Annotated in this window: 13 protein-coding genes and 1 pseudogene; 9 read left to right on the top strand and 5 right to left on the bottom strand. The window is 62.0% G+C overall.

Features of this window, described 5'->3' with window-relative positions; translation table 11 throughout:
- Positions 1-74 precede the first annotated feature (74 nt).
- The 8 genes and pseudogenes from GC125_RS16410 to GC125_RS16375 form a co-directional block, all read left to right on the top strand.
- A pseudogene (locus tag GC125_RS16410) lies at positions 75-725 on the top strand (tetratricopeptide repeat protein); the annotation flags it as partial.
- 432 nt (positions 726-1,157) lie between these two features.
- Complete coding sequence (gene der, locus GC125_RS16405) at positions 1,158-2,597, top strand: ribosome biogenesis GTPase Der (RefSeq protein WP_151986631.1); 1,440 nt, start codon at positions 1,158-1,160, stop codon at positions 2,595-2,597.
- A gap of 108 nt (positions 2,598-2,705) precedes the next feature.
- Positions 2,706-3,887 (top strand): cell wall hydrolase, encoded by a 1,182-nt coding sequence (locus tag GC125_RS16400; RefSeq protein ID WP_502706067.1) that lies wholly within the window; start codon positions 2,706-2,708, stop codon positions 3,885-3,887.
- A 262-nt stretch (positions 3,888-4,149) separates the two neighbouring features.
- Positions 4,150-4,515 (top strand): AtpZ/AtpI family protein, encoded by a 366-nt coding sequence (locus GC125_RS16395; protein ID WP_151986630.1) that lies wholly within the window; start codon positions 4,150-4,152, stop codon positions 4,513-4,515.
- A gap of 68 nt (positions 4,516-4,583) precedes the next feature.
- Positions 4,584-5,333, top strand: coding sequence for a F0F1 ATP synthase subunit A (locus GC125_RS16390; protein WP_151986629.1), 750 nt, complete (start codon positions 4,584-4,586; stop codon positions 5,331-5,333).
- A gap of 80 nt (positions 5,334-5,413) precedes the next feature.
- Complete coding sequence (locus tag GC125_RS16385; protein ID WP_126013498.1) at positions 5,414-5,641, top strand: F0F1 ATP synthase subunit C; 228 nt, start codon at positions 5,414-5,416, stop codon at positions 5,639-5,641.
- Between the two features lie 82 nt (positions 5,642-5,723).
- Positions 5,724-6,317, top strand: coding sequence for a F0F1 ATP synthase subunit B (locus tag GC125_RS16380; protein WP_151986628.1), 594 nt, complete (start codon positions 5,724-5,726; stop codon positions 6,315-6,317).
- 10 nt (positions 6,318-6,327) lie between these two features.
- Complete coding sequence (locus tag GC125_RS16375; protein ID WP_151986627.1) at positions 6,328-6,807, top strand: F0F1 ATP synthase subunit B; 480 nt, start codon at positions 6,328-6,330, stop codon at positions 6,805-6,807.
- Positions 6,808-6,871: 64 nt separating this feature from the next.
- Here the strand turns inward: GC125_RS16375 and rnhB are convergent, their stop codons facing one another.
- Complete coding sequence (gene rnhB / locus GC125_RS16370) at positions 6,872-7,537, bottom strand: ribonuclease HII (RefSeq protein ID WP_151986626.1); 666 nt, start codon at positions 7,535-7,537, stop codon at positions 6,872-6,874.
- A gap of 266 nt (positions 7,538-7,803) precedes the next feature.
- Positions 7,804-8,961, bottom strand: coding sequence for a PA0069 family radical SAM protein (locus GC125_RS16365; protein WP_151986625.1), 1,158 nt, complete (start codon positions 8,959-8,961; stop codon positions 7,804-7,806).
- 128 nt (positions 8,962-9,089) lie between these two features.
- Between GC125_RS16365 and GC125_RS16360 the strand changes: the two genes are divergently transcribed.
- Positions 9,090-9,596 carry a glycosyl transferase family 2 gene (locus GC125_RS16360; RefSeq protein ID WP_151986624.1) on the top strand — a complete coding sequence of 169 codons (507 nt, stop codon included), beginning with the start codon at positions 9,090-9,092 and terminating at the stop codon, positions 9,594-9,596.
- On the opposite strand, the gene moaB is transcribed toward GC125_RS16360, so the two are convergent.
- The 3 genes from moaB to GC125_RS16345 form a co-directional block, all read right to left on the bottom strand.
- The gene (gene moaB / locus GC125_RS16355) at positions 9,559-10,125 is read right to left on the bottom strand and encodes a molybdenum cofactor biosynthesis protein B (RefSeq protein WP_151986623.1); all 567 of its coding nucleotides are present in this window, start codon (positions 10,123-10,125) and stop codon (positions 9,559-9,561) included. The two genes, GC125_RS16360 and moaB, sit on opposite strands and share 38 nt — an antisense overlap.
- On the bottom strand, positions 10,122-11,018 hold the full coding sequence (locus GC125_RS16350; RefSeq protein WP_151988004.1) for a 4-(cytidine 5'-diphospho)-2-C-methyl-D-erythritol kinase: 897 nt from the start codon (positions 11,016-11,018) through the stop codon (positions 10,122-10,124). Before GC125_RS16350 ends, moaB begins: the two co-directional genes overlap by 4 nt.
- A gap of 72 nt (positions 11,019-11,090) precedes the next feature.
- Entirely contained in the window at positions 11,091-12,992 is a 1,902-nt protein-coding gene (locus tag GC125_RS16345; protein WP_151986622.1) for a tetratricopeptide repeat protein, read from the bottom strand.
- Positions 12,993-13,077 lie beyond the last annotated feature (85 nt).

Below are 13,077 nucleotides of genomic sequence, written 5' to 3'. Positions count from 1 at the left end.
TCGGCAGGTGCGCGAAAGCGAATGCCAAGGCAGGCGCCGGTTGAGCGTTGCGCGGCTGCATGACGGGATTTGGAATGGCTGACGACAGTTTCTTCCGTGAAGTGAACGAGGATGTGCGCTCCGAGCGGCTGCGGTCCTTCTGGAGCCGTTTCGGTTGGGTGATCATCACGGCCATCATCGTCATCATCGCGGCGACTGCCGCCTGGGGTGGCTATAACTATTGGCGCTCGCAGCAAGCTTCGCAGTCCGGTGACGCTTTCCTGGAAGCGTTGACCCATGCGCGTGAAGGCCGCACCGAAGAGGCGCTTACCGCACTGAGCGCGCTTGAGGAAGAAGGCTTCGGCTCCTATCCGGTATTGGCGCGCATGCGTGCCGCAACGCTCAAGGCCGAGGCTGAGGACTTCGACGCGGCTGTCGCCGATTTCCGCGCGATCGGCGATGACACGTCGGTTCCCATCGCCATCCGTGAGGCCGCCCGGATCAGGGCAGCCTATCTTCTCGTCGATCACGGCTCCTATGACGATGTCGTCGCCGTCGTGAACGATTTGGCTGAGAACGACGAGCACGCTATGCGCCATTCTGCGCGCGAGGCGCTCGGTCTTGCGGCATGGCGCGCCGAGGATATCGAGACCGCTCAAGGCTGGTTCGACCGCATCGCGTCCGATGGTCAGGCGACGCCGGCCTCCGCCGAGCGTGCGGAAATCATGCTCGAAGTGATCGCCGCCTATGATCCCGACGCGTCGACGGCTCCGGCAAGCCAGCCGCCGGCAGCACCGCCTGCCGCACCGCTGTCGCTTGAGGAGCTGGCGCCGGACCTCGCACCGGGCAGCGCGCCAGATGCCGCTTCCGATCAGCCGGCAAACGGTGCTACTGCTCCGGCTGAAGGCAACGACGATACGAGCGCGGTACCGGAGACGGTTCCTCTGGAATCGTTGGAAGCCGAAGACCCGTCCTGACGCCCGCCAAGGGCAGCGATGACGGCAACACCTCTTTCTCGGGCCCGATATGGGCCCGAAGCGCGTTCGAAAGCGTTTCCAGGTGAAGTGGATACCGGTTCACCGTTTTGGAAACGCGGCAAATCAGAAACCGAGAGCAATTGAGCGAAAGCGAATTTGCTCTATGACAGGTCATGGGCGCGCCCACGGCAGGATAACAATATGAGTTTCACCGTCGCCATCGTTGGACGGCCGAATGTCGGCAAATCGACGCTCTTCAATCGGCTTGTAGGCAAGAAGCTGGCGCTCGTCGACGACACGCCGGGCGTCACGCGCGACCGTCGGCCGGGCGATGCACGGCTGATCGACCTCGAGTTCACCATCATCGACACGGCTGGTCTGGAAGAAAGCGGCGCTGAAACGCTCGAAGGGCGCATGCGTGGTATGACCGAGGCCGCCATCGACGAGGCCGACCTGACGCTGTTTTTGATCGACGCCAAAGTCGGCGTCACCCCGGTCGATTCCGCGTTCGGCGAAATTCTGCGCCGAAAGGCCAAGCCCGTCGTTCTGGTGGCCAACAAATCCGAAGCGCGGGGCTCCGACGCCGGTTTCCTCGATGCCTACAATCTCGGTCTCGGCGACCCGTGCCCCATTTCGGCCGAGCACGGCGAGGGCATGTTGGATCTGCGCGACGCGATCGTCGAGAAGATCGGCGAGGAACGCGCCTTCCCGGATGAAGTCGAGGACGCCGACGACGAGGCGATCGCCAATGTCGACGTGCCGCTGGACTTGGACGGCGACGAGGATGCGCCCGAACCGGTCTATGACGAGACGAAGTCGCTGCGGGTCGCCGTCGTCGGCCGTCCCAATGCCGGCAAGTCGACCATGATCAACCGATTCGTTGGCTACGAGCGAATGCTCACCGGCCCGGAAGCTGGCATCACGCGTGATTCGATCTCCGTCGAATGGGATTGGCGCGGTCGCCGCATCAAGATGTTCGATACGGCGGGCATGCGTCGAAAGGCCCGCGTTCAGGAAAAGCTCGAAAAGCTCTCCGTTGCGGACGCGCTGCGTGCCATCCGATTCGCCGAAGTCGTCATCGTCGTTCTTGATGCGGCGATTCCGTTCGAAAAGCAGGATCTGCAGATCGCGGATCTCGTGCTTCGCGAGGGCCGGGCGCTGGTGCTGGCCTTCAACAAGTGGGATGCGATCGAGGAACGCCAGGAGACCTTGGCCAAGCTTCGCGAAATGACCGAGCGGCTCCTGCCGCAGGCCCGCGGCATCCGTGCCGTACCCGTTGCCGGCAAGACCGGCGAGGGGCTCGACAAACTCATGCAGGCGGTGGTCGACACCCATAAAGTCTGGAACATCCGCATCTCGACCGCCAAGCTGAACCGCTGGCTGGAACAGGTGACGGCGCAGCATCCGCCACCGGCAGTGGCTGGCCGGCGCCTCAAGCTCAAATACATGACGCAGATCAAAGCCCGCCCACCGGGCTTCATCGTGTCCTGCACACGGCCCGATGCGTTGCCGGCCTCCTACACGCGGTATCTGACGAACCAATTGCGGGTCGACTTCGACTTGCCGGGCGTCCCGATCCGCGTGAGCTACCGCAAGTCCGACAATCCGTTTGCACCCAAGAAAACGCGCAAGATCTACTGACGTCCCGCATCGAAACGCCTGTCCCGCCGCGGTTAACCTCCCATCAAGGTTAATCAATCATTCTCAGGGCATAGGGATCAGGTCGAGTTTGGGTGTTGGAGTGTGCAAGTGGCGGGGCGTAATCGTGTATCGAAACGACAGACACGCAAACTGAAGACCGGACGCGCTGCATGGGCTGCGCCGCTTCTGTTTGCCTGGGCAGGTCTCCTTGCGAGCCCGTCCATGACGGCGTTCTCCGACATGGCCAGCATGGTCGGCCAGACGGACACGTCGGCGCGGTGGCGCGCCCACATGATTGCCGCGCCTGCCGGTTCGCTTCACAGCGCCGAATTCCGGTTTGCCGATGCGATGACGACGGGCACGATCGGTGCCGGGGTCGAGCTGCAGGACGGCGAGCGCATCGCCTTTCGCGGTGCCGACGACAAGAACGGCGTGACGGCGGACGAAGAGCGGGTCAACAGGTCGTCCAAGCGCGGTCGCATCTTGTCCATCGCACCGATCCAGCCGCCCAAGGCGTTCTCGGCCGGCTCCATTCTGGAGCGCACGTCAAGCCTGTTCCGTCCCGAAGCATTCGATGACAGCAGCCTGATGGCTTTCGTCGCTCCGGAATTCGACGGCAAGGAAATCCAGATCGCGCAGACCTTCTACCCGCATGAGCAGCCATCGGTGGATGGAGTTTCGTCGATGCTCGCCGATCTGGTCACGAACGATCGGCCGGACGTGCTGGCCACCGCCTACGCACCTGCCGGTCCGGACTATTCGACAGAATCACCGTTCGCTTCCGTCCTTCGGGAAAAGCAGGAAACCGGCCGCTTCATTCCGCCCGTACTCGACAACGACCACCATTGGGCATCTATGCCGCTGCCACCGCGCGTTTTTACCGCAGCTGAGCAGAAGTGTCTGGCAGAAGGCATCTATTTCGAGGCGCGGGGCGAGAATGTGAAGGGCCAGGCGGCCGTGGCGCAGGTGATTCTCAACCGGGTGCGCAATCCTGCCTATCCCAACACGATTTGCGGCGTCGTTTACCAGAACAAGAACTGGCGCAATCGCTGCCAGTTCTCGTTTGCCTGCGACCGCATCCCGGATGTGGTGCGTTCGCCGCGTCACTGGGATATCGCCGAAGAGATCGCGATGGCGACGACGGCCGGCAAGATCTGGTTGTCGGAAGTTGGCTCTTCGACCCATTACCACGCAACGTACGTCAATCCGCGGTGGGCCCGTTCCATGTCCCGGATGGGCAAGATCGGCCTCCATATCTTCTACCGCACCCATGGCGGCGGCTGGAGTTGATCGCTCCGGCCTTTCGGCCTTAAGGCAGCGATGATCGGCACGTGCCGGCGTTGCGCCAGACCCGGACATATTGGCGCATGCTGGAATGTGGCGGCTGAAACCAGATAATCCATTGTTTTACTTGGTAAAACGGCAAAGCCGAATAGGCTTGCCGTCGCCTTGACTATAAAAGACCCTAAAACTATGGTGCGCCCGACTTCAGGGCAGCCTTTCGGCCGCTCGGCAGGCCTTCAGGGGTCGAACATTCTCGAAAGAGCTCGGTATGCGCGAGACATTGCCAGAAGACGGCAAGGACGACGCGAGCAACCGGTCGCAACCGTTCGACGATGCCGAGTTGGCCAAGCGCCGCGATGACTTGGCCGCATCGATCGGCAAGCAGCGCAAGAAGTCGGCGCTCCAGGCGGAGAAGAACCGGGATGGTTCGGATACGGGCTGGGGTGTCGCCGTCAAGGTGTCGAGCGAGTTCATCGCGGGCATCGCGGTCGGTGCCATCCTTGGGTACGGTTTCGATAGTTATTTCGAAACATCGCCCTGGGGACTGATCGTTTTATTGATGCTCGGCTTCGCTGCCGGCGTTTTGAATGTGCTTAGGTCCGTCGGCAAGGTTGCCGACCGGCCAAAACTATGACAATCGGTCGTCGCGTCGACGGCAAGTAGAAATTCCGCTCACACTCGAGCGATGGACGGGGCAGGAAATTGGCAGACGATCCAATCTCACAGTTTCAGATTTCACGACTGGTCCCAATCGAGATCGGGAATCTGGACTTCTCCTTCACCAACTCCTCCCTGTTCATGGTCGCGACCGTTGCCGCTGCCGGCGGGTTCCTGTTCCTGACGACCGCAAATCGTGGTCTGGTCCCGGGCCGGATGCAGTCGATCTCCGAAATGTCCTACGAGTTCATCGCGAACATGTTGCGCGAAGGGGCGGGGACGCAGGGGATGCGGTTCTTCCCGCTCGTCTTCTCGCTGTTCATGTTCGTTCTTGTGGCGAACCTGATGGGCATGGTGCCGTATTTCTTCACGGTAACCAGCCACATCATCGTGACATTTGCGCTTGCCATGCTCGTGATCGGAACCGTCATCGTCTACGGTTTCATGAAGCACGGCGTCGGTTTCCTCAAATTGTTCGTACCCCACGGGGTGCCGCCTTTGATCGTGCCGCTCGTCTCGGCCATCGAAGTCATTTCGTTCCTGTCGCGCCCCATCAGCCTTTCCGTTCGTCTTTTCGCGAACATGCTGGCCGGTCACATCACGCTAAAGGTCTTCGCCGGTTTCGTCACCTCCATGAGCGCGCTCGGTGCGCTCGGTGTCGTCGGCTCGATCCTGCCGCTCCTGATGACCATTGCGCTGACGGGTCTGGAGTTTCTTGTGTCCTTCCTGCAGGCCTACGTCTTTGCCGTTCTGACCTGCATGTACCTCAACGACGCCCTGCATCCTGGACACTAGACGCAGGGTTCGCACGACATCGCCGGCATCGGTCCGCCGGTATCCTTAAACCGCACCAAATCTTGATGAAGGAGTTCACTATGGAAGCGGAAGCAGCACGTTACATCGGCGCCGGTCTGGCTTGTCTCGGCATGGCGGGTACCGCCCTCGGCCTCGGCAACATCTTCGGCAGCTACCTCTCGGGCGCCCTACGCAACCCGTCGGCTGCTGACGGCCAGTTCGGCCGCCTCGTATTCGGCTTCGCCGTTACGGAAGCTCTCGGCATTTTCTCGCTGCTCGTCGCTCTGCTGCTCCTCTTCGCAGTCTGATCCAACAGCAGTGCATGCCTTTCGGCCACGCCTGCGCGCCTGAAGCGGCGGACGTGGCCGATCCCCATATGCGGAGAGGATAATGCTCGTTACCCCGTCATTCGCCCAGGATGCGGAACCGGTCCCGACCGAGAACCTCAACACCGAGACCGGTGTGGAAGATCATGGTGCTGAAGGGTCTGGCCTGTTTCCGCCTTTCGACTCCTCGACCTTTGCATCGCAGCTTCTGTGGCTCGCGATCACCTTCGGGCTGTTCTATCTCTTCATGCAGCGGGTCATCGTCCCGCGCATCGGCGGTATTCTTGAAAACCGCCGCGACCGCATCGCATCGGATTTCGATGAGGCCGAACGGCTGAAAAGCGAAGCCGATGAAGCCATCGCCGCATACGAGCAGGAATTGGCCGAAGCGAAGTCCAAGGCCAATCTGATTGGCCAGCGGGCACGCGACGACGCCAAAGCCGAAGCCGACATCGAACGCACGCAGATCGAATCGGATCTTGCTGCCAAGATGGCCGATGCCGAAAAGCGCATCACTGAGATCAAGGCGCGCGCGCTCGGCGAAGTCGACGTCATCGCAGAAGACACGACTGTCGCCATCGTCGAACAGCTGACCGGCGCGACCGTCACTCCTGCAACCGCAAGCGCAGCCGTCAAGGCTGCTGCGACCGAAGAATAGGGAGGGCCCGATGGACTCGACATTTTGGGCATTTGTATCCCTCATCCTCTTCCTCGGTCTGATCGCCTACCTGAAGGTGCCGGGCATGATGGCGAAGGCGCTCGACAAGCGCGCCGATGCCATCCGCAACGAACTCGACGAAGCGCGGCGCATGCGCGAAGAGGCCCAGCAGCTGCTGGCCGAATACCAGCGTCGTCGCAAGGATGCGGAGCAGGAAGCCTCCGAGATTGTCCAGGCTGCTGAGCGCGAGGCCCAGGCCATCGTGCGTGAAGCCAAGACGAAGACCGAGGAATACGTGACGCGCCGTACGGCAATGGCAGAAGAGAAGATCGCCCAGGCGGAAGCCGATGCGGTCAGCGAAGTGAAGGCCTCGGCCGTCAACCTTGCGATCGCTGCCGCAGAGCGCATCATTGTCGAGCGCAGCGATGCCAGCGTTCAAAAGGCGTTGTTCGACAAGTCGATCGGCGAAGTAAAACAGCGTTTGAACTAAGCGTCGATTGCTGTCGGACTGAATTCGAGGCCGGGCGGAAACGTCCGGCCTTTCGCGTTTCAGATCATCCGATCTGTCCGTCGGCCTTCATCGGGCGGAAGCTGAGGCGGTGCAGCGGGCACGGCCCGACGAGGGCCAGCGCCTTGCGATGCATCTCGGTAGGATAGCCGGCGTGAAGCTGGAAGCCATAATCGGGATAGCTGTGATGGAGCCGAGCCATCATGCGATCGCGCACGACCTTGGCGACGATCGAGGCGGCTGCGATTGAGAGCGAGCGTGCATCGCCCTTGACGATGGCATCGCCCCCACAGGCGAGACCTGGCGGAACGTCGCGCCCGTCGATCAACGCATGGCAAGGCATGTCCGGCAGACCGGCAAGGGCGCGTCGCATCGCATCGAGGCTCGCCTTGCGAATGTCGATTGCATCGATGCGCCGAGGGCACGACGAGGCGATGGATACATCGCCGCTGGCGAGGATCTGATCAAACAGCTCTTCGCGACGTTTCGCCGTCAGCTTTTTGGAATCATCGAGCCCTTCTGGCACGGCGCCGGCGCGAAAGACCACCGCTGCCGCGACCACCGGCCCGGCCAGTGGACCACGTCCGGCCTCGTCGAGCCCGGCGATCAGGCGAAGTCCCCGGCTGATGGCCGCGAGTTCAAGCGAGAAATCGGGACCTTGCGGAAACTCGAACAGCAGTGAGGATTCGGGCTTTTTCTTGGGGCGACTCATGCCACCGGTTTTCGCATCGAGGCGGTGCACGAACAAGTCTCGCCTTAAGCCAAAGCTGTGACTTGAGCTTGAACAAGTCGCATGGGCCGGGTTGAAAGCTTAGAAGGCGAGGGCGGGCCGCCACATCCAGCAGGATGCGACGGCCCGTCCATCGAGGTCTCGAAACGGGCGACGGATGGGGCAGGGCCGGCCGTTTTTGCTCGAGACCATGACAGGCGCCGCGTTTGCGGCGGACGGCGCCTGTCAAATCGAAATACGTGCTCTGCTTAAAGCAGCGCCAACTGCACCCCATTGCCAAGTGGTGGCACGAAGAGATCTGTGCGCAACGGCCTCCGGCTCGTGTTCAGGCCAAGCCGCTTGGCCGCAAGCGTGAAGCGGCGTCCGAGCTGCCAGGCATAGGGGCCTGCGCCACGCATCCGCTTGCCGAATTCCGCATCGTAGTCCTTTCCGTCCCGCATCGACCTGACGAGCGACATCACGTGCCGGTAGCGATCGGGATAGTTGCGGAGCAGCCAGTCGCGAAACAGCGGACTGACCTCATGCGGCAAACGCAGAAGCACGTAGCCAGCCTCCTTGGCGCCGGCGGCGGCCGCCGAGTCCAAGAGCCGTTCGATCTCGTGATCGTTGAGCCCGGGAATGATTGGCGCAGTCATCACCGAGACCGGAATGCCTGCGTCACTCAGCGCGCGAAGGGCTTCCAGCCTCTTCGGCGGCGTCGATGCCCTTGGCTCCATGCTGCGCGCCAGCTTGCGGTCGAGTGTCGTGATCGAAAGCGCGACCTTGGCGAGACCCCGTTCCGCCATCGATGAAAGAATATCGATGTCGCGCGTCACGAGGGCCGACTTCGTCACGATGCCGACGGGATGATTGGCTGCAGACAGAACTTCCAAGACCTGCCGCATGATGCGCCACTCGCGCTCGATCGGCTGGTAAGGATCGGTGTTGGTACCGATCGCGATGGAGCGCGGTACATAGCCCGGCTTTGCAAGCTCACGCTCCAGCAATTTTGCCGCGTCGGGCTTCGCGAAAAGCTGCGATTCAAAGTCCAAACCGGCGGAAAGCCCCATATAGCTGTGGGTGGGTCTGGCGAAGCAGTAGATGCAGCCATGCTCGCACCCACGATAGGGATTGATAGAGCGATCGAAGGAAATGTCCGGCGACTGGTTGCGGGTGATGATCGTCCGCGGCTTCTCGACCTGCACCTTGGTCTGGAAAGGCGGAAGATCCTCCAGCGTTTCCCAGCCATCATCGAAGACATGACGACTTTCAGATTCGAACCTGCCTGCAGGATTGAGGCCTGCGCCGCGCCCGCGCCGACGCTCGTCGCTGACCCGCAGCTCCGATTGCCGGACCAGAAAGTCCGCAATATCCGGCCGATGCAGTTCCGAAAACGCCGTGTTCTTCAGGTTGGTAAGGGCCGTCATCTGCGCCTCCATCGGGAATCGCGTGTTGATGACTTTATTCCTATCGCAGCAAACGAAACAAAACAAGAACATTTAGCGGCATTGTCATTGTGCGTTGCAATAGGCTAAATCGGATGATGATTTCCGTGATGATCGAAGCAGCCCAGGATGATGAAGCGCTGGCGATGACGCTTGCGATGCTCGTGCCGGGGGCCGTTGAAGGCGTCATCAGCGATGTCACCATTATCGATCGCGGCATGAACGAAGCGTCCCGCACCGTCGCGGATGCGGCCGGTTGCCGGATCATGCCTTCGTCGGATATGCACGCAGCCCTTATCGGGGCGCGCTCGGACTGGTTGATGATGATCGAACCGGGGGCCCGGCTTCTTCCCGGCTGGATCGAACGCCTCTCATCCCATCTCGGCTATGATGGACGTCCGGCTCGCTTCAAGCGCGCTCATCAGGCGCGGGCGTCGGTGCTGGAGCGGTTTCGCCAGCAGCGCTCCACGCTCGCTCTCGGGCTCGTGGTCAAGAAGAGTGCCATCGCGACCCGGCTGGAAGGGGCGGTCGGCCTTCGCGACGTGGCGAAGCTGGTCAAGCCGATGACATTGGATTGCGCTATCGTGCCGGCCGGGCGGGCGCCGCGCCGCGCTTGAGGTGCTCGTCGAGCCTCGGCATGATTTCCACGAAATTGCAGGGCATGTGCCGGTAGTCGAGCTGCAGCTTCAGGATGCCGTCCCAGGCATCTTTGCAGGCGCCGGGGGAGCCCGGCAGCACGAAGACGAAGGTCGCATTCACCACGCCGCCGGTCGCCCGCGACTGGATGGTCGAGGTGCCGATCTTGTCATAGGAAATTCGGTGAAAGACTTCGGAGAATCCGTCCATCCGCTTCTCGAAAATCGGCTCGAGCGCATCGGGTGTGACGTCTCGTCCCGTGAAGCCCGTCCCTCCGGTCGAGATGATCACGTCGATGTCCGCGCGCTTGCTCCATTTCAGCACCTGCTCGCGAATGGCGGGGATGTCGTCGGTCACGACGGTCCGCTCCTTCAGCACGTGCCCGGCCTCCTCAATGCGCGCAACCAGCGTGTCGCCTGACCGGTCCTCGGCAATCGAGCGCGTGTCGGACACCGTCAGCACCGCGATCCCGACGGGTACGAAGGAGCGAGTTTCGTCGATACGGCTCATCGGCTGTTCTCCGTGGCGAAGCTGCGGGTTGCTTTCACATACCAGTGCGGTGCGTGTTCTGCGATTTGGGTGGCTGCGCGTGCTGCCTGATGTGGATCGGCATAGAGGCCGAAACATGTCGCGCCCGAGCCGGACATGCGGGAAAAGAGCGCGTCGCTGGCATCCAGTGCTTCCAATGCCTGTCCGATCTCCGGCGCCAATCCGATCGCGGCTGACTGCAGGTCGTTGCGCGTTTCGCGCAGATACTCGATCACGCTGCTCGGGGTCGAAAGACCTGAAAACGGCGGCAGAGGCCGATTGTCCTTGTGTCCGAGCGCGGCAAACACCGCCGGAGTCGCGACCTGAACGCCGGGATTGACGAGAACGAGATCGAGGCTCGGAAATCCTCCGATCGCCTGAATCAGCTCGCCGATGCCGGTTGCGAGTTGGGGCTGGGAGGACAGGCACATCGGGACATCGGCCCCGAGATTTGCCGCCAACGCAATCAGATCGACATCCCTTGCCCGCCACAGCGCCTGAAGCGCGCGCAGGCAGGCCGCCGCATCTGCAGAACCACCTCCGATGCCCGACGCGATCGGAAGCTGCTTGTCGAGATGCATCGCGATCGAGGGTGCCGCGCGGCCATCTGCGACGAGCGCGGACCGCAGGCGGTCGCGTGCGCGGCTGACGAGGTTGTCGTCCGTGTCCGAAAGCTTGGCGTTGAACGGCCCCGACAGCACGAGGCTGTCTGTCGCCGCCAGTTCAATCGTCAAATTGTCGCCAGCTTCGGTGAAGACGACCAGAGTTTCGAGCAGATGATAGCCATCCGGCCGTCGACCGGTGACATGGAGCGCGAGATTGATCTTGGCGGCAGCATGCTGCGCGACCCGCGAGGCCGTATCCGTATCCCGCATGATTGCACTTGAGTCAGCGGCGGCCGAACCGGTCGAAGGCGGGCCACTGCGGTCGATCATGGCTGCCATGGCTTAGCGGGCAACGACGTCCTGGCTGAAGGTGCGGTGCAGTTCAGGCAGATCCGAGCGCTCGTCGGGATCGGCGACAGCCGGAGGTGTCCGGTTCTCCTCCGGTCCACCGTCAGCGGTCGCCGGCGGCGGCGTATCGTCCAGACCATCCTCGATCTTCGCCTGGATCAGCGGGATCTGATCGTCTTCCGGTTCCAGCGTCAAAGCGCGGTTCCACTGGAACACCGCTTCGAGCCTGCGTCCGACACGCCAATAGGCGTCGCCGAGGTGATCGTTGATCGTCGCATCCGCCGGTCGCAATTCGACTGCGCGTTCGAGTTCCTGCACAGCGGCCTCATAGTCGCCGAGGCGATAATGGGCCCAGCCGAGCGAGTCGACGATGTAACCGTCGTTCGGGCGCAGGGCGACCGCTTGCTCGATCATCTCCATGCCCTCGTCGAGGTTCAGGTTCATGTCGACCCAAGAATAGCCGAGATAGTTCAGAACCTGCGGCTGGTTGGGGAAGAGCTCAAGCGACTTGAGAAAATTCGGCTCGGCCGTTTCCCAATCGTCCAGCCGTTCGTAGGCGATGCCGCGCTGAAAGAAGATGTTCCAGTGGCTGCGGTCCGCATCGTCACCGATCGTCTCGGCGGCACGGTCGTAATTGGCGGCCATCTCCTCGTACTGCTCGGCCGACGAAAGCACGCTGCCATAGGCGAGATAGGACCGCATGTCGTCCGGATCGGCTTCGATCAAAGACTGCAGATAGGTTTTTGCCTCGTCGGTCCGGCCGAGATCGGCGAGATTGAGCCCCAGCTGCAGCTCCGCGATCCGCCGCATGGGCGAATCTTCGGGAATGCTCTCATAGATCGCGATAGCCTGTTCGGACTGCTCCATGTTTTCGGCAAGCCCGCCGAGAAGAATGAGTGTCGCAGCGTTTTCCGGATCGAGCACGCGAGCGAGCTGAAGATAAAGGGTGACGATCTCTTCGGCGCCTTCCCGGTTCAATGCGGCGGCAACCGTGTGCAGGACCGAAGCAGAGCCATCCTGGGCGTTTTCGATATCGGAAGGCGGGTTTTCACCGTCCTCGATCGACTGCCGCAACGCCGTCAGTGGCGCATAATCCGGGGAAAAGGTCTCGCCCGTCGAGATGACGTTGAGAGCGGCCTGCTGATCGCCTTCACGCGCTTCCAGCGCTGCAAGAGCCATGACGGCGCGCATGTAGGTGTCGGGCGCGGCACCGCCGCCGGCTTGGTCGGTGATTGCCGCATTGAGACGGCTGCGCGCCTCGGCGACGTTGCCGCCGGCTGCCGCGATCGATCCACCATGGAAGTTGAGGAAAATGCCGTACCATTCGGGCCCTTGAAGCTCGTCGATCATCGTCAACGCTTCATCGGTCTCGCCCCGGCCGAGCCGTGCCCATGAACGCAACAGGCCGGAAAGCAGGCGATCGAGTTCGTTGACGCCGTCATAGTCGAGCAGCGTTTCGACCTTGTTGAATTCCCGATTGCGAAGCGCTTCGACGGCGCGGATCAGGTCGGTTGCCCGCTCTATGGATGCGTCGTCCTTCAGTTCGTCGGCGAGGACAAGCCCTTGCTCGAACTCGCCCTCGGCGATGTGGGCGAGCATCAACCGCTGCTTGATCTCATTGTTGCTGGGATCGAAGGCGAGCGCTCGGGCATAGAACCCGATTGCCGACGCCGTGTCCCGATCCACATCCGCGGTACGCGCCGCCAGGAATGCGCCTGCGAAGCTGCCGATCGATTCAGCCTCGAGCGGGATGGCAGGGGTTTCTTCAGCGGCTTCCGCGGGAGGCGCTGCCGCCTCTTGCGCGCTCGCCGACATCGGAGCGGAGACACCAACCAGCGCAGCAATCAAACCGATCGCCGCCGATCCTGCCAGCCGCTCGATCCATCCCTTCAACATTCGCAAGCCCTTCCAGTCTTCGGCACGGTCGCGCCTGTTGGGCCACCGTCTGACAGCACAGCATGGCTTTTTTTGGTGGCTTGGC

The organism is Rhizobium sp. EC-SD404, from assembly GCF_902498825.1.
GTDB lineage: Bacteria > Pseudomonadota > Alphaproteobacteria > Rhizobiales > Rhizobiaceae > Georhizobium.
The sequence above is the reverse complement of the archived record's forward strand: the minus strand, read 5'-3'. Positions and strand labels throughout refer to the sequence as shown.

Bases quoted from the DNA above. Each gene is read 5' to 3' on its own strand.
- GC125_RS16375 (WP_151986627.1), top strand. From the start codon at position 6,328: ATGGACTCGACATTTTGGGCATTTGTATCCCTCATCCTCTTCCTCGGT.
- GC125_RS16380 (WP_151986628.1), top strand. From the start codon at position 5,724: ATGCTCGTTACCCCGTCATTCGCCCAGGATGCGGAACCGGTCCCGACC.
- rnhB (WP_151986626.1), bottom strand. From the start codon at position 7,537: ATGAGTCGCCCCAAGAAAAAGCCCGAATCCTCACTGCTGTTCGAGTTT.
- GC125_RS16385 (WP_126013498.1), top strand. From the start codon at position 5,414: ATGGAAGCGGAAGCAGCACGTTACATCGGCGCCGGTCTGGCTTGTCTC.
- moaB (WP_151986623.1), bottom strand. From the start codon at position 10,125: ATGAGCCGTATCGACGAAACTCGCTCCTTCGTACCCGTCGGGATCGCG.
- GC125_RS16350 (WP_151988004.1), bottom strand. From the start codon at position 11,018: ATGCGGGATACGGATACGGCCTCGCGGGTCGCGCAGCATGCTGCCGCC.
- der (WP_151986631.1), top strand. From the start codon at position 1,158: ATGAGTTTCACCGTCGCCATCGTTGGACGGCCGAATGTCGGCAAATCG.
- GC125_RS16395 (WP_151986630.1), top strand. From the start codon at position 4,150: ATGCGCGAGACATTGCCAGAAGACGGCAAGGACGACGCGAGCAACCGG.
- GC125_RS16365 (WP_151986625.1), bottom strand. From the start codon at position 8,961: ATGACGGCCCTTACCAACCTGAAGAACACGGCGTTTTCGGAACTGCAT.
- GC125_RS16345 (WP_151986622.1), bottom strand. From the start codon at position 12,992: ATGTTGAAGGGATGGATCGAGCGGCTGGCAGGATCGGCGGCGATCGGT.
- GC125_RS16360 (WP_151986624.1), top strand. From the start codon at position 9,090: ATGATCGAAGCAGCCCAGGATGATGAAGCGCTGGCGATGACGCTTGCG.